Source organism: Streptococcus sp. LMAG:39, assembly GCF_008680485.1.
Classification (GTDB): domain Bacteria; phylum Bacillota; class Bacilli; order Lactobacillales; family Streptococcaceae; genus Streptococcus; species Streptococcus pasteurianus.
Genome location: NZ_NALE01000001.1, coordinates 2,184,991 through 2,204,359, shown reverse-complemented (window position 1 = coordinate 2,204,359; position 19,369 = coordinate 2,184,991). Strand labels below are relative to the sequence as shown.

20 protein-coding genes and 2 pseudogenes are annotated in these 19,369 nt (G+C 38.6%); 19 read left to right on the top strand and 3 right to left on the bottom strand.

All coding sequences use genetic code 11. The features are described from left to right. The first annotated feature begins 70 nt into the window (after positions 1-70). Genes CCC20_RS11290 through CCC20_RS11270 form a run of 5 tightly spaced genes read left to right on the top strand, consistent with a single transcriptional unit; the run spans position 71 to position 7,010 of the window. Positions 71-469: a conjugal transfer protein gene (locus CCC20_RS11290; RefSeq protein ID WP_003061368.1), complete on the top strand. Its 399-nt coding sequence runs from the start codon at positions 71-73 to the stop codon at positions 467-469. Beyond that, a complete protein-coding gene (gene tcpF / locus CCC20_RS11285; protein ID WP_025489602.1) occupies positions 447-2,897 on the top strand; it encodes a conjugal transfer ATPase TcpF in 2,451 nt (816 codons plus the stop codon). Before CCC20_RS11290 ends, tcpF begins: the two co-directional genes overlap by 23 nt. Further along, positions 2,897-5,086, top strand: coding sequence for a CD3337/EF1877 family mobilome membrane protein (locus tag CCC20_RS11280; RefSeq protein ID WP_025489603.1), 2,190 nt, complete (start codon positions 2,897-2,899; stop codon positions 5,084-5,086). Before tcpF ends, CCC20_RS11280 begins: the two co-directional genes overlap by 1 nt. Then, entirely contained in the window at positions 5,083-6,090 is a 1,008-nt protein-coding gene (locus tag CCC20_RS11275; protein ID WP_025489604.1) for a bifunctional lytic transglycosylase/C40 family peptidase, read from the top strand. The genes CCC20_RS11280 and CCC20_RS11275 overlap by 4 nt, the downstream gene beginning before the upstream one ends. Beyond that, on the top strand, positions 6,087-7,010 hold the full coding sequence (locus tag CCC20_RS11270) for a conjugal transfer protein (RefSeq protein ID WP_502705563.1): 924 nt from the start codon (positions 6,087-6,089) through the stop codon (positions 7,008-7,010). The genes CCC20_RS11275 and CCC20_RS11270 overlap by 4 nt, the downstream gene beginning before the upstream one ends. Positions 7,011-7,056: 46 nt before the next feature. Here the strand turns inward: CCC20_RS11270 and CCC20_RS11265 are convergent, their stop codons facing one another. Next, complete coding sequence (locus tag CCC20_RS11265) at positions 7,057-7,614, bottom strand: TetR/AcrR family transcriptional regulator (protein WP_005946872.1); 558 nt, start codon at positions 7,612-7,614, stop codon at positions 7,057-7,059. A 179-nt stretch (positions 7,615-7,793) separates the two neighbouring features. On the opposite strand from CCC20_RS11265, the gene CCC20_RS11260 reads away from it, so the two are divergent. From CCC20_RS11260 to CCC20_RS11520, 7 genes and pseudogenes are all read left to right on the top strand, one after another. Further along, positions 7,794-7,877, top strand: coding sequence for a 23S rRNA methyltransferase attenuation leader peptide (locus CCC20_RS11260; protein WP_001814874.1), 84 nt, complete (start codon positions 7,794-7,796; stop codon positions 7,875-7,877). A 124-nt stretch (positions 7,878-8,001) separates the two neighbouring features. Next, entirely contained in the window at positions 8,002-8,739 is a 738-nt protein-coding gene (gene erm(B) / locus CCC20_RS11255; RefSeq protein ID WP_001038792.1) for a 23S rRNA (adenine(2058)-N(6))-methyltransferase Erm(B), read from the top strand. A 169-nt stretch (positions 8,740-8,908) separates the two neighbouring features. Beyond that, positions 8,909-9,169: pseudogene (locus tag CCC20_RS11250) on the top strand (topoisomerase C-terminal repeat-containing protein); the annotation flags it as partial. Positions 9,170-9,320: 151 nt separating this feature from the next. Continuing rightward, entirely contained in the window at positions 9,321-9,599 is a 279-nt protein-coding gene (locus CCC20_RS11245) for a helix-turn-helix transcriptional regulator (RefSeq protein WP_024407057.1), read from the top strand. 380 nt (positions 9,600-9,979) lie between these two features. After that, positions 9,980-10,882, top strand: a pseudogene (locus CCC20_RS11240) (primase C-terminal domain-containing protein); the annotation flags it as partial. A 58-nt stretch (positions 10,883-10,940) separates the two neighbouring features. Then, positions 10,941-11,636 carry a C45 family peptidase gene (locus CCC20_RS11235; protein WP_009905043.1) on the top strand — a complete coding sequence of 232 codons (696 nt, stop codon included), beginning with the start codon at positions 10,941-10,943 and terminating at the stop codon, positions 11,634-11,636. Positions 11,637-11,681: 45 nt separating this feature from the next. Continuing rightward, positions 11,682-11,822, top strand: coding sequence for a hypothetical protein (locus CCC20_RS11520; protein ID WP_449288698.1), 141 nt, complete (start codon positions 11,682-11,684; stop codon positions 11,820-11,822). A gap of 129 nt (positions 11,823-11,951) precedes the next feature. Here CCC20_RS11520 and CCC20_RS11225 read toward each other — a convergent pair whose 3' ends face one another. Together CCC20_RS11225 and CCC20_RS11220 are read right to left on the bottom strand one after the other, a co-directional pair. Beyond that, a complete protein-coding gene (locus CCC20_RS11225; protein ID WP_021364213.1) occupies positions 11,952-13,244 on the bottom strand; it encodes a sensor histidine kinase in 1,293 nt (430 codons plus the stop codon). Next, positions 13,238-13,924 carry a response regulator transcription factor gene (locus tag CCC20_RS11220; protein ID WP_025489606.1) on the bottom strand — a complete coding sequence of 229 codons (687 nt, stop codon included), beginning with the start codon at positions 13,922-13,924 and terminating at the stop codon, positions 13,238-13,240. Before CCC20_RS11220 ends, CCC20_RS11225 begins: the two co-directional genes overlap by 7 nt. Before the next feature lie 162 nt (positions 13,925-14,086). On the opposite strand from CCC20_RS11220, the gene CCC20_RS11215 reads away from it, so the two are divergent. The 7 genes from CCC20_RS11215 to CCC20_RS11185 all read left to right on the top strand — a co-directional run bounded on the left by CCC20_RS11215 (position 14,087) and on the right by CCC20_RS11185 (position 19,366). Then, positions 14,087-14,581, top strand: a complete 495-nt coding sequence (locus tag CCC20_RS11215) for a hypothetical protein (protein ID WP_025489607.1) — start codon at positions 14,087-14,089, stop codon at positions 14,579-14,581. 11 nt (positions 14,582-14,592) lie between these two features. Further along, positions 14,593-15,816, top strand: a complete 1,224-nt coding sequence (locus tag CCC20_RS11210) for an ABC transporter permease (protein ID WP_025489608.1) — start codon at positions 14,593-14,595, stop codon at positions 15,814-15,816. A 3-nt stretch (positions 15,817-15,819) separates the two neighbouring features. Then, positions 15,820-17,265, top strand: a complete 1,446-nt coding sequence (locus CCC20_RS11205) for an ABC transporter permease (protein ID WP_077710200.1) — start codon at positions 15,820-15,822, stop codon at positions 17,263-17,265. 13 nt (positions 17,266-17,278) lie between these two features. Further along, the gene (locus tag CCC20_RS11200; protein ID WP_003431891.1) at positions 17,279-17,914 is read left to right on the top strand and encodes an ABC transporter ATP-binding protein; all 636 of its coding nucleotides are present in this window, start codon (positions 17,279-17,281) and stop codon (positions 17,912-17,914) included. Between the two features lie 274 nt (positions 17,915-18,188). Next, complete coding sequence (locus tag CCC20_RS11195) at positions 18,189-18,629, top strand: RNA polymerase sigma factor (RefSeq protein ID WP_287180361.1); 441 nt, start codon at positions 18,189-18,191, stop codon at positions 18,627-18,629. Further along, positions 18,614-18,847 (top strand): helix-turn-helix domain-containing protein, encoded by a 234-nt coding sequence (locus CCC20_RS11190; RefSeq protein ID WP_003431885.1) that lies wholly within the window; start codon positions 18,614-18,616, stop codon positions 18,845-18,847. The genes CCC20_RS11195 and CCC20_RS11190 overlap by 16 nt, the downstream gene beginning before the upstream one ends. Before the next feature lie 315 nt (positions 18,848-19,162). Next, a complete protein-coding gene (locus tag CCC20_RS11185; RefSeq protein ID WP_002347229.1) occupies positions 19,163-19,366 on the top strand; it encodes an excisionase in 204 nt (67 codons plus the stop codon). The last annotated feature ends 3 nt before the right edge of the window (positions 19,367-19,369 follow it).

Here is a 19,369-nt window from a genome sequence, read left to right as displayed (position 1 = left end):
GCGTATTTCTCTTTTAAGGGACAGTCTGAAAATGGCTGTCCTTTTCTATTTTGAAAGGAGCTGAAAGAACTTGAAAAAGATTAAAAGCTACACGGGTATCTGGAACGTGGAAAAAGTCTTATATGCAATCAATGACTTTAACTTACCCTTTCCCGTTACTTTTACACAGATTACATGGTTTGTGATTACGGAATTTATCATCATTCTGTTTGGGGATATTCCCCCACTTTCCATGATTGAGGGAGCATTTCTCAAATACTTTGGTATTCCCGTTGCTCTCACTTGGTTCATGTCGCAGAAAACCTTTGACGGAAAGAAGCCGTACAGCTTTTTGAAATCACAGATAACCTATGCCCTGCGACCAAAAATCACTTATGCAGGAAAAGCCGTAAAACTGCATAAGCAGATATTAAATGAAACAATCACGGCAGTAAGGAGTGTGAACTATGTTCCCGATAAAATATATTGACAATAACCTTGTCTGGAACAAGGACAATGAAGTGTTTGCCTATTATGAGCTGGTACCATACAACTATTCTTTTCTATCCGCAGAGCAGAAATTTATCGTGCATGACAGTTTCCGACAGCTAATCGCACAGTCCCGTGAGGGTAAAATTCATGCGTTGCAGATTGCCACAGAAAGCTCCATACGAAGTATGCAGGAGCAGTCAAAGAAACTGGTAACGGGAAAATTAAAGGAAGTTGCCTACCAGAAAATAGACGAACAGACCGAAGCGTTAGTATCTATGATTGGGAACAATCAAGTGGACTACCGCTTTTTTCTTGGCTTTAAGCTCATGGTTACGGAAGAACAGCTCAATCTGAAGAACATCAAAAAATCGGCGTGGCTGACATTCAAAGAGTTTCTCCATGAAGTAAACCATACGCTGATGAATGATTTTGTTTCCATGCCGAATGATGAAATCAACCGTTACATGAAAATGGAAAAGTTACTGGAAAATAAAATCTCCCGTCGCTTTAAGGTGCGTCGCTTGGAAATCAATGATTTTGGGTATCTCATGGAACATCTTTACGGCAGGGACGGTATCGCTTATGAAGATTATGCGTACCAGCTACCAAAAAAAAAATTGAACAAAGAAACGCTGATAAAATACTACGACCTTATCCGTCCGACAAGGTGTGTGATTGAAGAAAGCCAGCGGTATTTACGCTTGGAACATGAGGACAAGGAAAGTTATGTGTCCTATTTTACCGTCAATGCGATTGTCGGCGAGCTTGATTTTCCGTCAAGTGAAATCTTCTATTTCCAGCAACAGCAATTCACATTCCCCGTTGATACTTCTATGAATGTAGAAATCGTGGAGAACCGAAAAGCATTAACAACCGTACGCAACAAGAAAAAGGAATTGAAAGACCTTGACAATCACGCTTATCAAGCAGGAGGTGAAACCAGCTCAAATGTGGTGGACGCTTTAGACAGCGTGGACGAGCTGGAAACGGACTTAGACCAGACAAAAGAAAGTATGTATAAGTTAAGCTACGTTATACGGGTGTCTGCACCCGATCTTGACGAGCTGAAACGCCGTTGTGATGAAGTCAAAGACTTTTACGACGACCTCAATGTAAAGCTGGTACGTCCTGCTGGGGATATGCTGGGGCTTCATTCTGAATTTTTACCTGCCAGCAAGCGATATATCAATGACTATGTGCAGTATGTAAAATCAGACTTCTTGGCAGGGCTTGGCTTTGGAGCGACCCAGCAGTTAGGGGAAACTACGGGTATCTATATGGGCTATTCCGTTGATACGGGAAGAAATGTGTACCTGCAACCGTCTTTAGCTTCGCAGGGCGTAAAAGGTACAGTTACCAACGCTTTAGCGTCTGCTTTTGTCGGTTCGCTTGGCGGTGGAAAGTCGTTCTGCAACAATCTTCTGGTGTATTATTCGGTGTTGTTTGGCGGTCAAGCAGTCATTTTAGACCCCAAAGCCGAGCGTGGCAACTGGAGAGAAACACTTCCAGAAATCGCCCATGAAATCAATATCGTAAATCTTACCAGCGATAAAGACAATGCAGGACTTCTTGACCCATTCGTGATTATGAAGAATGTAAAAGACGCTGAAAGTCTGGCAATCGACATCTTGACATTCCTTACGGGTATTTCCTCTAGGGACGGCGAAAAATTCCCCGTGTTACGAAAAGCGGTTCGTTCCGTTACCCAGAGCGACAGTCGGGGCTTGCTCCATGTAATAGACGAGCTACGCCGTGAAGATACGCCCATATCAAGAAATATCGCAGACCATATCGACAGCTTCACGGACTACGACTTTGCACATCTGCTGTTTTCAGACGGTACGGTGGAAAATGCAATCAGCCTTGATAACCAGCTCAATATCATTCAAGTAGCCGACCTTGTACTGCCAGATAAGGACACGACCTTTGAAGAATACACGACTATTGAATTATTGTCGGTATCTATGCTGATTGTGATTAGTACCTTTGCCCTTGATTTTATCCATTCGGACAGAAGTATTTTTAAGATTGTCGATTTGGACGAAGCGTGGGCGTTCTTAAATGTGGCACAAGGAGAAACGCTCTCTAACAAGCTGGTTCGTGCTGGACGAGCTATGCAGGCAGGTGTTTATTTCGTTACACAATCTTCTGGGGACGTGGCAAAGGAAAGTCTGAAAAACAATATCGGCTTAAAATTCGCTTTCCGTTCTACTGACATCAACGAGATAAAACAGACCTTAGAATTTTTCGGTATCGACAAGGACGATGAAAACAACCAGAAACGGCTTCGTGATTTGGAGAACGGACAATGCTTATTGCAGGACTTATACGGGCGTGTCGGTGTGGTACAGATACACCCAGTTTTTGAAGAACTGCTACACGCCTTTGATACCAGACCGCCCGTACAGAGAAATGAGGTGGAGTGATGAAAGAAAGGATAAAAGGTGCGTTCACAAAAAGGAAGATACTTCACTTTCTCAAAATGGCTCTGTTCGTGGTGGCACTCTCCCTTATCCTGCTTTCACTTTTGGGGACGGTGGCTCATGCGACGGGGCTTGTGGACGATACCATAAACGCAGAAAATCTTTACTCAAAATATCCCCTTTCCAACTACCAGCTTGATTTTTATGTGGATAATAGCTGGTCATGGTTGCCGTGGAACTGGCTGGACGGCATTGGAAAATCGGTACAGTACGGGCTTTACTGCATTACCAACTTTGTCTGGACGATAAGCCTTTATTTAAGCAATGCCACGGGCTATGTGGTGCAGGAAGCCTATAAACTTGATTTTATTAACGATATGGCAGACAGTATCGGAAAGAGCATACAGACCCTTGCAGGTGTAACCGAGAACGGCTTTTCTTCTACGGGCTTCTATGTTGGTTTCCTGCTTCTCATTATCTTAGTGGTGGGAATGTATGTTGCTTATACGGGACTTATCAAACGGGAAACCAGCAAGGCACTTCACGCTGTTATCAACTTTGTGGTGGTGTTCGTGCTGTCCGCTTCGTTTATTGCCTACGCTCCCGACTACATCAAGAAGATAAATGAATTTTCATCAGACATCAGTACCGCTTCTTTGGACTTGGGAACAAAAATCATGCTCCCCAACTCCGACAGCGAGGGCAAGGACAGCGTGGACTTGATACGGGACAGCCTATTTTCTATTCAAGTGGAACAGCCGTGGCTACTTCTGCAATTCGGTAACAGCAACACAGAAGAAATCGGGGCAGACCGTGTCGAAGCTCTTGTATCGGCAAGTCCAGAGGACGAGGACGGGAAAACCAGAGAGGAAGTCGTGAAAACAGAAATCGAAGATAACGACAACAACAATCTGACGATACCGCAGGTCGTGAACCGTTTAGGCATGGTGTTCTTCCTACTGTTCTTCAATTTAGGGATAACGATATTTGTATTCTTGCTTACGGGCATGATGTTATTTAGCCAGATACTTTTTATTATCTTTGCAATGTTTTTACCTATCAGCTTTTTACTTTCCATGATACCGAGCTATGAAAGCATGGCGAAGCAGGCAATCGTAAGGGTGTTTAATACCATAATGACACGGGCAGGAATAACGCTCATTGTAACGGTGGCGTTCAGCATTTCCAGTATGTTTTATAACATCTCCACGGACTATCCGTTCTTTATGGTAGCGTTCTTGCAGATAGTATGTTTCGCTGGTATTTATATGAAGCTGGGCGATTTAATGAGTATGTTCTCTTTGAACGCTGGCGACAGTCAAAACATGGGACGCAGGATATTCCGCAGACCATATCTGTTTATGCGACATAGAGCTAGGCGTATGGAAAGACGGCTTGCTGGTGCGGTTACTGCTGGCGGTGTTGCTGGTGCGGTGGCAGGTAGCACGATTTCAAACAGAAAACCGACAAGGAACACAGCCACAAAAGACAGTCGGGGCAATACATCTACTTCCAGTATGGGACAGCGTGCAGGCTCAAAGGTGGGTGCTGTCTTAGATACGAAAAATAAAGTGAAAGACAAGGCAAATGCTGTCAAAGAGAATATCAAGGATATGCCGACACAGACCGCTTATGCGGTGTATTCCGCAAAGGAAAAGGCAAAGTCCAGCGTGTCCGACTTTAAGCGTGGCATGGTGCAGGAACAGCAGTCCAGACAGACGGGACGTTTGGAAAAGCAGGAAAAGCATAGACAGAGTATCGCTGACAAGCGTATGGAGCTTCAAAAGGCACAAGAAGCAAGGCAGGCACAGCGAAAGGCTGACGGATCAGCGACAACGGGAGCTACCCGTCCCCATGAGCGACCAGCCACAGCTTCAAAGCCGAGTGCGGAAAAAATGCAGGAAGTCAAACGTCCTGCCACAGCGACCACTTCAAAAGCAAGTGAGCCAGTCAAGACAAATGTTATCAAAGAGCGTCCGTTATCTTCTGGTGCTTCTGATAAGAAAGCGACCCAGTCGGCACAGCCAGTACATAGGCAGAATGTAGAAAAAGTGGTATCGCAGGAAACACGCCAGAATTACACAAAAGACCGCAGGACAAAGGTTCAGCAGACGCAAACCGTCCAAAAGAACCAGCAGACAACAGAGAAAACTCGTAACCTTGTGATGAAGAAAGGACAGAAGAAAAAATGAAACTGAAACATATCGCTATCATTGGCACTCTGTTTCCTATCCTCTTTTCTCTGGTGCTTTTCTTTGGTGTCTTGATTAGTGCGGACAGCGACGACGAGAACAGCAATTTTTCTTCTGGCATTACGGGTATGAACTTATCCGCAGAAGTCTTGAAACATCAGCCTATGGTAGAAAAGTACGCCAGAGAATACGGTATTTCCGAGTATGTCAATGTGCTATTGGCTATCATTCAAGTAGAAAGTGGCGGTACGGCAGAAGATGTTATGCAGAGTTCGGAAAGTCTTGGTTTACCGCCTAATTCCTTAGATACGGAAAGCTCAATCAAGCAGGGGTGTAAGTATTTTGCGTCCCTGCTTTCTTCCTGCAAAAATCAAGGTATCGACGATTTGAATGTAGCGATACAGTCTTATAACTATGGCGGTGGCTATGTGGGATATGTGGCAGGAAAAGGAAAGAAACACACCTTTAATCTTGCAGAGAGCTTCGCCCGTGAAAAATCGGGTGGAAAGAAAGTAACCTACACCAACCCGATAGCCGTTGCGAAGAACGGGGGCTGGCGGTATCAGTATGGCAATCAATTTTACGTCGAATTAGTCAATCAGTATTTAACTGTTCCGCAGGTATCGGGAGAACTGGCACAAAAAGTAATGAATGAAGCATTGAAGTATCAAGGCTGGAAGTATGTATATGGCGGTAGCAATCCTAACACTTCCTTTGACTGTTCGGGGCTGACGCAATGGTGCTATGGAAAAGCTGGTGTTTCCTTACCGAGAACAGCACAAGCACAGTATGACGCCACCCAACATCTTCCACTCTCGCAGGCAAAGGCTGGGGACTTGGTATTTTTCCATTCTACCTATAACGCTGGAAGTTATGTAACACATGTCGGTATTCTTGTTTCGCCGACGCAGATGTACCACGCAGGAAATCCGATAGGATATGCAGACCTAAATAATAGTTACTGGCAACAGCACTTAATCGGTGCAGGACGAGTAAAACAATAGAAAGTGAGGATAACATTATGTTTAAGAAGAATAAGAAACAGACAGAAAATGTCAAAGAAAAAAAGGTGCGTACTGTCAAGGTAGGCACACATAAGAAAACCGTGATTGCGTTGTGGGTGGTGCTTATCGCAAGCGTGAGCTTTGGGGTGTATAAGAATTTTACGGCTATCGACCAGCACACGACCCATGAAAAAGAAATCATTGAACTTCGTTTGCAGGACACCAACGGGATAGAAAATTTCGTGAAGAACTTTGCGAAGTCTTATTACACATGGAGTAACAGCAAAGAAGCGATTGAAGCAAGGACGCAGGCAATCAGCGGTTATCTGACAAAGGAATTGCAAGACTTGAATGTTGATACAATCAGAACGGATATACCGACCAGCTCCACAGTTACAGATGTGATTGTGTGGCATATCGAGCAATCGGGAACGGACACTTTTTCTGCTACCTACGAAGTAGATCAGCAGATAAAAGAGGGAGAACAGACAAGCAATGTGAAAGCGACTTATACTGTAAAAGTCCATGTAGACGCTGACGGGGATATGGTAATCATTCAGAACCCTACTCTTGCACCAGCAATCGAAAAATCAGACTATGAGCCTAAGACACCAGAAGCAGACGCAAGCGTGGACGCTGATACGGTAAATGACGCTACCGCATTTCTGGAAACATTCTTTAAGCTCTATCCAACAGCCACAGAAAAAGAGCTTGCTTACTATGTATCTGGAAATGTGATTGAGCCTATCGGCAGGGACTACCTTTATTCTGAACTGGTAAACCCTATCTTTACAAAGGACGGGGATAATGTGAAAGTTAAAGTAGCTGTAAAATTCCTTGATAATCAGACAAAGGCGACACAAGTATCACAGTATGAGCTTGTGCTACATAAGGATAGCAACTGGAAGATTGTAGGATAAAAGAAAAAGGCTTGCAGTTCTGTATTGATTTGCAAGCCTAAATATATTATTTATACTTCTGGAAAATCCCGACTAATAAAGTATCTATCGCTTCAGCTAATTCAAATCTAACTTTATCTGAGGCAGAAAAAGCGTTTCCTAATTGCAAAGTTGTATAACCGTGAATTATTCCAGTAAGCATATTTAATATTTCAAGTGTTTTGTCTTTGTTAAGACTGCACGATTGGATAAGAGTAGTTAATAATGAAAGATAGTTGTTAAAAATGGTTGCTGTTTCCTCTGTTCCGTGCCACACAGCCCATTGAATTGTTTCATAAACTCCGGGGTGTTCAATCATATAGTTTAGGTATTCGATAGAAACTAACTTAATTGCTTCTTTCCCTATTTTTCCAACGGCAATTTTCATCATTCTTTCATTCATGTCACGCATACCATTATGAGCAACTTCTAAAAGAAGATTATCTAAACTTTCTATGTGATTATATAAAGATGGTGTACGAATGTTTAATTTTTGAGCAACAGCTTTTAACGAAACGTTATTTAATCCTTTTTCATCTGCTAAGTCTGATGTTGCTTTTATTACTGCTTCTTTAGTGGTTTTCATAGTTATGCACCTCATTCAAAATATCATACAAACACAATTCTAGCTAATTGAATTAGTGTAGTCAATAACACAATTAGAAAATTATGATTATTTATTGACTTTCTTAAAATTTTGTGTATAATAGGAATTGAAGTTAAATTAGATGCTAAAAATTTGTAATTAAGAAGGAGGGATTCGTCATGTTGGTATTCCAAATGCGTAATGTAGATAAAACATCTACTGTTTTGAAACAGACTAAAAACAGTGATTACGCAGATAAATAAATACGTTAGATTAATTCCTACCAGTGACTAATCTTATGACTTTTTAAACAGATAACTAAAATTACAAACAAATCGTTTAACTTCTGTATTTATTTACAGATGTAATCACTTCAGGAGTGATTACATGAACAAAAATATAAAATATTCTCAAAACTTTTTAACGAGTGAAAAAGTACTCAACCAAATAATAAAACAATTGAATTTAAAAGAAACCGATACCGTTTACGAAATTGGAACAGGTAAAGGGCATTTAACGACGAAACTGGCTAAAATAAGTAAACAGGTAACGTCTATTGAATTAGACAGTCATCTATTCAACTTATCGTCAGAAAAATTAAAACTGAACATTCGTGTCACTTTAATTCACCAAGATATTCTACAGTTTCAATTCCCTAACAAACAGAGGTATAAAATTGTTGGGAGTATTCCTTACCATTTAAGCACACAAATTATTAAAAAAGTGGTTTTTGAAAGCCATGCGTCTGACATCTATCTGATTGTTGAAGAAGGATTCTACAAGCGTACCTTGGATATTCACCGAACACTAGGGTTGCTCTTGCACACTCAAGTCTCGATTCAGCAATTGCTTAAGCTGCCAGCGGAATGCTTTCATCCTAAACCAAAAGTAAACAGTGTCTTAATAAAACTTACCCGCCATACCACAGATGTTCCAGATAAATATTGGAAGCTATATACGTACTTTGTTTCAAAATGGGTCAATCGAGAATATCGTCAACTGTTTACTAAAAATCAGTTTCATCAAGCAATGAAACACGCCAAAGTAAACAATTTAAGTACCGTTACTTATGAGCAAGTATTGTCTATTTTTAATAGTTATCTATTATTTAACGGGAGGAAATAATTCTATGAGTCGCTTTTTTAAATTTGGAAAGTTACACGTTACTAAAGGGAATGGAGATAAATTATTAGATATACTACTGACAGCTTCCAAGAAGCTAAAGAGGTCCCTAGCGCCTACGGGGAATTTGTATCGATAAGGGGTACAAATTCCCACTAAGCGCTCGGGACCCCTTGTAGGAAAATGTCCTAAGTGTGGCAACAATATTGTATTAAAAAAATCGTTTTATGGTTGTTCAAATTATCCTGAATGTAAGTTTACTTTAGCTGAACATTTTAGAAAGAAAAAACTAACCAAAACGAATGTAAAAGAATTACTGGAGGGAAAAGAAACCCTGGTAAAAGGAATCAAAAACAAAGAGAAAAAGCCCTACAATGCCGTTGTAAAAATTGGGGAAAAGGGATATATTGATTTTATCTCTTTTTCAAAATAAACATAAAAGCCCTTTAAAGAGGGCTTTTATATATTAATCACAAATCACTTATCACAAATCACAAGTGATTAATCACTTGTTTATTAAGATATTAAAAGCTATAATTTAAATAAAGCGTGAATTTTATGACACAAAAAGAGGGGGGAGAAACTTGGAACTAGCATTTAGAGAAAGCTTAAAAAAGATGAGAGGTACCAAATCAAAAGAAAAATTCTCCCAAGAATTAGAAATGAGTAGATCAAATTATTCACGAATAGAATCAGGAAAATCAGATCCAACCATAAAAACACTAGAACAAATTGCAAAGTTAACTAACTCAACGCTAGTAGTGGATTTAATCCCAAATGAGCCAACAGAACCAGAACCAGAAACAGAACAAGTAACATTGGAGTTAGAAATGGAAGAAGAAAAAAGCAATGATTTCGTGTGAATAATGCACGAAATCATTGCTTATTTTTTTAAAAAGCGATATACTAGATATAACGAAACAACGAACTGAATAAAGAATACAAAAAAAGAGCCACGACCAGTTAAAGCCTGAGAAACTTTAACTGCGAGCCTTAATTGATTACCACCAATCAATTAAAGAAGTCGAGACCCAAAATTTGGTAAAGTATTTAATTACTTTATTAATCAGATACTTAAATATCTGTAAACCCATTATATCGGGTTTTTGAGGGGATTTCAAGTCTTTAAGAAGATACCAGGCAATCAATTAAGAAAAACTTAGTTGATTGCCTTTTTTGTTGTGATTCAACTTTGATCGTAGCTTCTAACTAATTAATTTTCGTAAGAAAGGAGAACAGCTGAATGAATATCCCTTTTGTTGTAGAAACTGTGCTTCATGACGGCTTGTTAAAGTACAAATTTAAAAATAGTAAAATTCGCTCAATCACTACCAAGCCAGGTAAAAGTAAAGGGGCTATTTTTGCGTATCGCTCAAAAAAAAGCATGATTGGCGGACGTGGCGTTGTTCTGACTTCCGAAGAAGCGATTCACGAAAATCAAGATACATTTACGCATTGGACACCAAACGTTTATCGTTATGGTACGTATGCAGACGAAAACCGTTCATACACTAAAGGACATTCTGAAAACAATTTAAGACAAATCAATACCTTCTTTATTGATTTTGATATTCACACGGAAAAAGAAACTATTTCAGCAAGCGATATTTTAACAACAGCTATTGATTTAGGTTTTATGCCTACGTTAATTATCAAATCTGATAAAGGTTATCAAGCATATTTTGTTTTAGAAACGCCAGTCTATGTGACTTCAAAATCAGAATTTAAATCTGTCAAAGCAGCCAAAATAATCTCGCAAAATATCCGAGAATATTTTGGAAAGTCTTTGCCAGTTGATCTAACGTGCAATCATTTTGGGATTGCTCGTATACCAAGAACGGACAATGTAGAATTTTTTGATCCCAATTACCGTTATTCTTTCAAAGAATGGCAAGATTGGTCTTTCAAACAAACAGATAATAAGGGCTTTACTCGTTCAAGTCTAACGGTTTTAAGCGGTACAGAAGGCAAAAAACAAGTAGATGAACCCTGGTTTAATCTCTTATTGCACGAAACGAAATTTTCAGGAGAAAAGGGTTTAGTAGGGCGCAATAGCGTTATGTTTACCCTCTCTTTAGCCTACTTTAGTTCAGGCTATTCAATCGAAACGTGCGAATATAATATGTTTGAGTTTAAAAACATTTTAAAATACTAATTAGATTAGTTAAATGACTATTTGAAATAGTATTTTGAGGAGTGATTATATGTGTACAAGATTTGTTTACAATGGTATAGATAAAATTGTTGGTTTTAATTTTGATATTGACCTTTCTGTATGGGATCATACTGTAATTACCGAAGAAAATAGATTTTATATTGGTATTAAAATGCCTGACGGTCTGTATCATTCATTTCATGGGATAAATAAAAATGGTAATGTAGGAACACTTCTTTATGTTCATGGTAATGAAAATGCAAGGTATATAGAAAGCGAGGATTGTATTACAATATCTGAATTAACAGAAAAATTCATTAAGGCAGAGATTTCTTTTGATAAAGCCTTGGACATTGTTAAAAAGAAAAAAATTATTTATGCACCAGATGCTACTATGCAAGCTATGCTTTCTGATAAAAAAGGACGAGTTTTAATTATTGAACCTGGAATTGGGTATAGATATGAACAAGAAAATTTTTCACTTATTACAAATTATTCTATTCTAAAACCAGATATAACAAAGCCGTACATTGTTTCTGGGGATACAAGATACGAAGTGGCTAAAGAGTTATTGGCAGGATATGATAAAGATTTTTCAGTAAATGACGCATTTAAAGTATTAAAATCTGTTTCTCAAAAAGACTTGTGGGCAACTAGGGTTTCATTTGTATATTCTACAGAAAAAAATAAAGTTTATTATGTCTTGAACAATGATTTTAGTAATGTATTTGAATTTCAGTTTTAATACTAATGAATTTATAAATTTGCAATTATGATAAGAAAGGTTATTATGATAGGACTAAAAAAGCGAGATATAAAAAAAGCGTTGAAAGCTGGTGCAAAAGCTGGCGGTGTATCATTGGCTGATGTTCGGGCAGATATTGAAGCGACGATTGATGAAGCTATGAATAGCACCGCCCCAGAAGTGTAGGCAAATTTCAAAAAATATTTTGGTAATAAACGCCCTACCCCAGAAGAATATATTTACAAGATTACCAAAAAGACAAAGATTTGAAAAAAGGCTTGCTCCATACATAGTGTATGATCTGCAAGCCTTAATCTATTTCAGAGGAAATTTAACAGTAAAAGTAGCACCTCCACCAGCAGTATCATTGATAATGATAATACCGTTCAGCATTTGAGTTAATTCTTTGGCGATACTTAGTCCCAGTCCAAAATTCGATTTGTTCGTATGGGACTTGTCGCCACTATAAAATCGGTCAAAGATATACTGCTTATCTTCATCAGAAATGCCTTGCCCGTGGTCTACCACAGAAAAAGCAATATTTTTTTCGGTGGCGATTACTTCTATCTCTATTAAAGAATTATTCTTGGAATGTTGAATGGCATTATCCATAAAGACACACAAGATTTGAAATAATCGGTCTTTGTCGGTAAACATAGCAGGATAACTTTCCTCGGATAAATGCAGTTTTAGTTCTAAATTCTGCTTCATGCAGACGGGTTCGTAGGTTTCATATAACGTAATGAGCAAGGTATCTACATTGATTGTGCTTTTATGCAATGTCCATGTTTTAGCGTCGGAAGAAGCCAAAAGCAACATATCTTTGACTAAACGGGATAACCGCATACATTCAAAATCTATGGTCTGTACGGCTTGCTTTGCCTGCTCGTTTAAGGAAACATTATCAAGAAGCATATCCGTGTTGGAAATCATAACAGCAAGTGGAGATTTTAATTCATGGGACGCTGTTGCAACAAAATCTTTTTGGCTTTGCAGTATTCGTTCCGTTGGAGCAAACGACTTTTTCAGCAGATAACGGGTCAGCACGATAACAACGATACAAGCCAAAAACCAGATAAGAAGATATATAGGCAATGTTTTTTGTAAAATATCCGTCAAACTGGCTGTCTGATAAAGAAAGGTTGCATGATACACGGTATCATTTGCTGTCCTAATTGTAGCAGGAATAACAAAATAAGTATCGTGATGTGTTCCTCTTATTTCCAGAAAACCGCCTTGTGAAGTTGTGCTGTTTTCTATTTGTGATAATGGTTGTGTAGAAATCTGCTTTTCTACATCATGCAACAGATTGTCCGCAGAAGTTGGAAATGGGAAATCACTCTGATAAATGGTATTCCCCCTTGTATCAGTAATTAAAGAAAAAATATGATAACTCTCTTCGTAGGTTTTGAGTGCTTTGTCCATATCCGAAGAAGCACTTTCCACTTGATAAATCAGCAAGGTTGTCAATCTCTGAAATAAGGTGCTTTCGTTGATTTTCTCTGTATGAACTGTGTTCGCAACGACAAAGGAAATCACAAGGGTAATAATCAGCATAACAGAACTTGCAAACAGAATATGAAGTTTTCGGTATAAGTTATTTAACATGTTTCTTTCTCCAGTTTGTACCCTGCACCGTAGACCGTTGTTATTTTACAGGAACTTTTTAATTCTTTTAGGCGTTTTCGCAGAAAAGAAATGTAACTGTCTACATTGCCAGTTTCTACCTCGGAAGAACTGCCCCAGATTTTAAGGATTAGCTGTTCACGGGAAAATAGTGTTTCTGGGTTCTGCATAAATACAAAAGTCAACTCGGTTTCTTTTGAAGTTAATAAAAGAGAATTGACGGGTGTAGATAAGGTTCGGCTGTCTTTATCGAAAGTTAAATCTCCATATTCTAATTTGGAAGATAACTGGATATTGGCAGGGCGTCTTGTTAATGCCCGAACTCTTGCAAGCAATTCTTTGATATGAAATGGTTTTACTAAATAATCATCAGCACCGCCGTCTAAACCCTCAACCCGATTGTCAAGGGTACTCATGGCAGTAATGATAAGGATAGGAATAGAAATTCCTTTTTTACGCATAGATTTTATGATTGTCAAACCGTCAATAATCGGTAACATACGGTCTACAATGGCGAGGTCATAAGCATAGTCTGTATTTAAGGCATACAGCATAGCAGTTTCCCCGTCATTGCAACAATCAACCATATAGTTTTCTTTTTCCAGAGAAATTTTTATATTTTTACATAACTCTAAATCATCTTCCAGAAGAAGTATTTTCATAATGTATCAATCCTTTTCTATATAAATTATAGACAGTATAACAGAAAAGTCTGTAAAAATCCTCTAAAAAATGATGATGATTTTCTTACTTTTTTACAGGATTTTTAGAATGGTTTGCTTTTACAATAGGGGCATATCGAACAAGAAAGGTGGAATACAAAAATGAAAAAAACAAACATCAGTAAATTCATAGCAGTTGGATTATGTATCTGTGCATTGACGGGGTGTGGTGCAAGTCCAAATGAGAAGCCAGATACGTCTAATCCTATTGTCAATTCTAATACGAATGAAGAAAATACAAATGGTTCTTCAGAAAATAAAGGAAACGACATATTAGAGTCTGCTAATTTGAGAGGAAGTGTTTTGGAATTTACAGACAATGGTTGCTTGGTAAATCAAGCAAAAGATATTGAGGGTGGAGCTGGGATAAAAATAGAAGCACCGGGAATGGAAAATAAAGACAATGCTGTTTCTGTAACCTATAACCCAGATTGTGAATTTGTCATTGCCACAGTAAATGCACAGTCTGGTGTTACAAATGTAACAACGGGTTCTATATCCGATGTAAAAAAACAATCTGAAGTATATCTTTATGGAGAATTTGCAGACACACTTCATTTCAATGCAACAAAGGTTGTCATAGCCCGTTGGGAATAGAGGTGTGAAGTATGAAGTTTTATCAACTTGGTTTTCGCTATTTACAGCGAAAAAAAGGAAAAACCATTCTTTTGTTGATTGTTTTGATACTTGTAAACAGTATGATTTTAGGTACAAGCATGATTTTAAGGACTACAAATGAGTCCAAACAAGCCATGCAGGAAAAGACAAATTCTAAGATTGTAGCTGAAATTACAAGTAAGGACAGCAAGATAACAGAGAATGAAGTAAACAAGATTGAAACGCTGGAAGATGTTTCAGCTATCAACCGTATCGGCAGGCAAGATGTATTTCCAGCTAGTTTTGCTCCCGTTACGCTCAATACTTCTACGAATGAGGAAAATTTGAAAATAGCGTTGCTCTCCTATGATGATTTGGAAAAGGACAGCCCTTTTTCAGAAATGCAGTACCGCTTATCTTCTGGCGATTATATCAAACATGAGAAAAAAGGTGCTGTTATCAATGCGAACCTTGCAAATCAAAATGAGCTAAAAGTTGGAGATACGATTGAATTAAGTACAGAAAACGGAACAAAAGTATCTGTTCAAATTATTGGAATTTTCATGTCCGCAGGAAATGTGGAAAAAGACCAGCCAACAGAAACTACCGCAGTCAATCGAATAGAAAATCAAGTCTTTATTGACAACAGCACTTATAAAGAATTGTTCAAAGAAGCTGAATTTGAAAAACTCTGCGTTTATTCAAAAAGACCAGAAAAATTAGATGTGCTGGAAACCAGCTTGCAAAAAATATTCGGAAATGATGTAGAACTTAGCACTTCCGATACCCTTTATCAACAGATGTCTGCTCCATTAGAGCAAATCAGTAAGGTGGCAAATCTTATGCTGGTACTTACATTGGTAACTGGTACTGTTGTTGTTTCCCTGCTGTTATGTATGTGGATGCGGACAAGGCAAAAAGAGGTGGCAATCTTTATGAGCCTCGGCAAGACAAAAAGTGAAATTTTCCTGCAAACTTTATTAGAAGCAGGCAGTGTATTTACACTTTCGGTTTTAGGAGCAACAGCCATTGGTAAATTGTTCTCGGGCGTTTTGCAAAATGTCATTACTGGTTCAGAAACAGTAACAGAAAATCTGAAAGTGGTGTTGCAGATACAAGATATTGGAATGTTGTTCCTTTTAGGTGGTGCAGTTATTCTGGTGGCATTGTGCTGTTCCATTCTTCCGATATTACGAGCAAACCCAAAAGATATATTAGCGAAAATGGAGGGATAGTACATGAATTTTTTTGGATTGGCAAGGCGTTCTGTGTTCAGAAAGCCCATAAAAAGTATTCTCTTATTGTTGATTGTTTTTGCAATCAGTACCCTGCTTCTTGCAGGTGTGGCGAGCAAAAATGCCAGTATTGAGGTGCAGGACAAAACCAGACAAGCCATAGGTGCAGGCTTTCTTTTAGAAAGAAATGCAGAGTACCGAACAAAACGAGTTCGTGAATACTCAGAAAAGATTGGTAATGATAAGGAAGGTAGTTTTGGTGGCTACCATCAGGAAAAAGAGATTATCAATGGTGTGGAGACTTGGTCAGGCTGGACAACAAATGAATTTGAAAGCTTAGATATAAAAGACATTGAGAAACTGGCAAAAACAAAAGGAATTGCTGATTACAATATTACAACAGCAACAACTCCTGTAAACCCTGTAAATTTCAAAAGAATTGAAGATAAAGATGTAGACCAAAGTGTAGATGAGGGAGGTGTAAGCTTAATTGGAAACAAAGATATGAAACTTGACAGAAATGTTTTATCTGGAAACCTGCATATCAAAGAGGGGCGAATGATAACCCCAGAGGATAAAGATATGTGTGTCATTTCAGAGGAACTTGCAAATCAAAATAATCTGAAAATCGGCGATAAGATTTCTTTTAATGATTACCACGATACTGAAAATTCAAAGGTATCAGAAGCTGAGATTGTTGGAATTTATCAAGTGGATCAAAAGATGTCCCCACTTATGCAGGGAGATACTTACCGTTCGGAAAATGTAATATTTACAGATTTGAGATTTCCAGAAAAGGCAGAGGGTGAAACAAGTCCATTATATGAAAGAGCCTATTTCAAAGTAGAAGATGTGGAAGCTTACGACGAAGTAAAAGAAAATCTGCAAAAAGTAGACATCAACTGGGAGCAATATGATTTGATTGACAATAACGGAAATTCCGAAACCATGTCCTCAAACTTCAATGATTTAGCAAAAGTAAGCGAAATGATGATATTGGTAATCTCTGTTGCAAGTTTTGTTATCCTTGTTTTAGTATTTCTGTTCTGGCTGAAAAATCGAGTGCAGGAAGTCGGCATTTTCTTATCTCTCGGTGTTCCGAAATTCAGAATTATCGGGCAGATTTGGAGTGAAGCGATTATGATTGCTGTTCTTTCCCTTATGCTATCCTTTGCTGTCGCTCCTGCCGTTTCCAAAGTAACTGCAAATTATCTGGTATCACAGCAGGTTCAGCAAATGCAGGAAGAAGAAAAAAATAACGAGGGAAAAGTATCCACAGAATATGTTGCACCAAAGCAGGACGTGCAGAATATCAGCGTAGAGGTTACGCCAGAAATGTATCTGTTGGACGGAGCAAGTGTTCTTGTGTTGATAACGGCTTCTGTTCTGGTATCTGGAATTGTAATACTAAAGAGAAACCCGAAAGATATTTTATCGGAAATGAGTTAGGAGGACGACGAAAATGTTAGAAGTAAAGAATGTAAGCTATGCTTACAAAACAAAAAAAGATAAAACCATTTTGAATAATGTATCTGCTACTTTCGAGGAGGGTATTTTTTATACTATTGTCGGTCCGAGTGGTGCAGGAAAAACAACACTCTTATCGTTGTTAGCAGGCTTAGACACAGCGGTAAAAGGGACTGTCCTTTGCAATGGCGAGGACATTACAAAAAAAGGGCTGAATTACCACAGAAAGCATAATATCTCATTGGTATTTCAAAATTATAATCTGATTGATTATTTGACAACGGTTGAAAATGTCAAATTAGGTGGTAGTGGAAATGCTGAAAAATTATTGGAAGAAGTCGGCATTGGAAAAGAATACTGGCAGAGAAATGTATTGCAACTATCTGGCGGACAGCAACAGCGTGTAGCGATTGCAAGAGCATTAGCCAGCGACGCTCATGTACTTTTGGCAGACGAACCGACGGGAAATCTTGACGAAACTACCGCTGATGAAATCATTGCTTTGCTGAAAAAGACTGCACATGAATTAGGAAAATGTGTTGTTGTGGTTACACACAGTAAGCATTTGGCAGAAGAAGCCGACGAAATCTTAGAAATTAAAAACGGTGCAATTTCTTTTCTGTCTGATTAAATTAGAATAGTGCCGTAAAGGAGTTGTCATTATGGAATATTTTAGATATACCTCGACGCAATCAGTTTGAACCTAACGGCATTTTTATAACAACTGAATATAGCACAGTTTTAAAAGCTCGTACAGACTATATGTTTTGTGCGGGCTTTTTTCATGCCAGAAAAAAATTTTTTAAAGTTTTTTCGATTTTGGTTACGCTGTCCCCCACTTTCAACGCGGTATATATGAAAAGGGGCAGACACCTCTTTTCGACTAGCGAAAGGAGGTGAGGAAAATGAAACCGTCAGAACTACAAGAAAAAACCTGTCATCAATTCGATTGTGCTATTAAAACAGTTATACGTCATAGAGCGATTGACTTCTATCGAGCGATACGTCGTTCAGAGAAAAAAGAAATGCCATTCGCCGAAATTATGGACGACCTCTTAAATTCCATAGGTACAGAAGATACATATTCTACGGATTATGTTGCGGTATTTGAAGTCTGTGGAGAAAAAGTATCAATCGAAGATAAACAACTGGCTCGTGCATTGAAAGCTATTGAAGAACGAAAGCGTAATATCGTTTTACAGTATTTTTTCATTGGCGACACGGACACTTACATTGGGAAAATGCTTGACTGTTCCAGAGCGAATGTAACGAAGTGCAGAATACAAGCACTAGACAAGTTAAAGCAACTGATTGAGGAGGAAAAAGAAAAATGCCAAAAGAGCTGACACCGACTTTCACGGTTATTTCCAAAGCCTGCGACGGCGACGAAACAGCAATTTCAAAAATCTTGGAATTTTATGACCCATATATCAATCAGTGCTGTATGCGTCCGTTTTACGACGATAACAACAACTTACGTCTTGCGGTAGATTTGGAAATGAAAGGTTTTATCAAAGAAGCGATTATTCGTAAAATCTTAAACTTTGATATTAAACGCTTCTAATTCATATTGGGATTGATTATGCCCGTCTGGTCTTTGACAACTGAATAAAGCAGACAGATACGTTTGTGAGATAGCAAGCCACGGGGACTGTACGCCATGACCTTTCCAAAAGAAAGCGAGCGACCCACGCAGTGATCCGAGAGCGACTGTTGGAATAGTCGTTTTGCCACGACCTATCCTCACAGAATAATGATACGTCCGCATGGTGCGGTTCTGCCCACAAGAATGGGAATAGTTGAGATACTAACGGAGCTTTCCAAAGCCGTTTGTCTGCTTGTAAAAAAATGACACACAGTAAAGGGGGGTGCATAGATTATGAACAATACTGATGTGCCTATCTGGGAAAAATATACGCTGACGATTGAAGAAGCGTCTAAATACTTCCGTATTGGCGAAAAGAAATTGCGTAAATTAGCCGAAGAAAATCTTGACGCTGGCTGGGTTATCGTGAACGGTAATCGTATTCAGATTAAGCGAAAACAATTTGAAAAAATCATAGATACATTGGACGAAATCTAATGT

Bases quoted from the DNA above. Each gene is read 5' to 3' on its own strand.
- CCC20_RS11185 (WP_002347229.1), top strand. From the start codon at position 19,163: ATGAACAATACTGATGTGCCTATCTGGGAAAAATATACGCTGACGATT.
- CCC20_RS11260 (WP_001814874.1), top strand. From the start codon at position 7,794: ATGTTGGTATTCCAAATGCGTAATGTAGATAAAACATCTACTGTTTTG.
- CCC20_RS11215 (WP_025489607.1), top strand. From the start codon at position 14,087: ATGAAAAAAACAAACATCAGTAAATTCATAGCAGTTGGATTATGTATC.
- CCC20_RS11225 (WP_021364213.1), bottom strand. From the start codon at position 13,244: ATGTTAAATAACTTATACCGAAAACTTCATATTCTGTTTGCAAGTTCT.
- CCC20_RS11220 (WP_025489606.1), bottom strand. From the start codon at position 13,924: ATGAAAATACTTCTTCTGGAAGATGATTTAGAGTTATGTAAAAATATA.
- CCC20_RS11265 (WP_005946872.1), bottom strand. From the start codon at position 7,614: ATGAAAACCACTAAAGAAGCAGTAATAAAAGCAACATCAGACTTAGCA.
- CCC20_RS11195 (WP_287180361.1), top strand. From the start codon at position 18,189: ATGAAACCGTCAGAACTACAAGAAAAAACCTGTCATCAATTCGATTGT.
- CCC20_RS11235 (WP_009905043.1), top strand. From the start codon at position 10,941: ATGTGTACAAGATTTGTTTACAATGGTATAGATAAAATTGTTGGTTTT.
- CCC20_RS11205 (WP_077710200.1), top strand. From the start codon at position 15,820: ATGAATTTTTTTGGATTGGCAAGGCGTTCTGTGTTCAGAAAGCCCATA.
- CCC20_RS11280 (WP_025489603.1), top strand. From the start codon at position 2,897: ATGAAAGAAAGGATAAAAGGTGCGTTCACAAAAAGGAAGATACTTCAC.
- CCC20_RS11210 (WP_025489608.1), top strand. From the start codon at position 14,593: ATGAAGTTTTATCAACTTGGTTTTCGCTATTTACAGCGAAAAAAAGGA.
- CCC20_RS11200 (WP_003431891.1), top strand. From the start codon at position 17,279: ATGTTAGAAGTAAAGAATGTAAGCTATGCTTACAAAACAAAAAAAGAT.
- CCC20_RS11190 (WP_003431885.1), top strand. From the start codon at position 18,614: ATGCCAAAAGAGCTGACACCGACTTTCACGGTTATTTCCAAAGCCTGC.
- CCC20_RS11520 (WP_449288698.1), top strand. From the start codon at position 11,682: ATGATAGGACTAAAAAAGCGAGATATAAAAAAAGCGTTGAAAGCTGGT.
- CCC20_RS11275 (WP_025489604.1), top strand. From the start codon at position 5,083: ATGAAACTGAAACATATCGCTATCATTGGCACTCTGTTTCCTATCCTC.
- tcpF (WP_025489602.1), top strand. From the start codon at position 447: ATGTTCCCGATAAAATATATTGACAATAACCTTGTCTGGAACAAGGAC.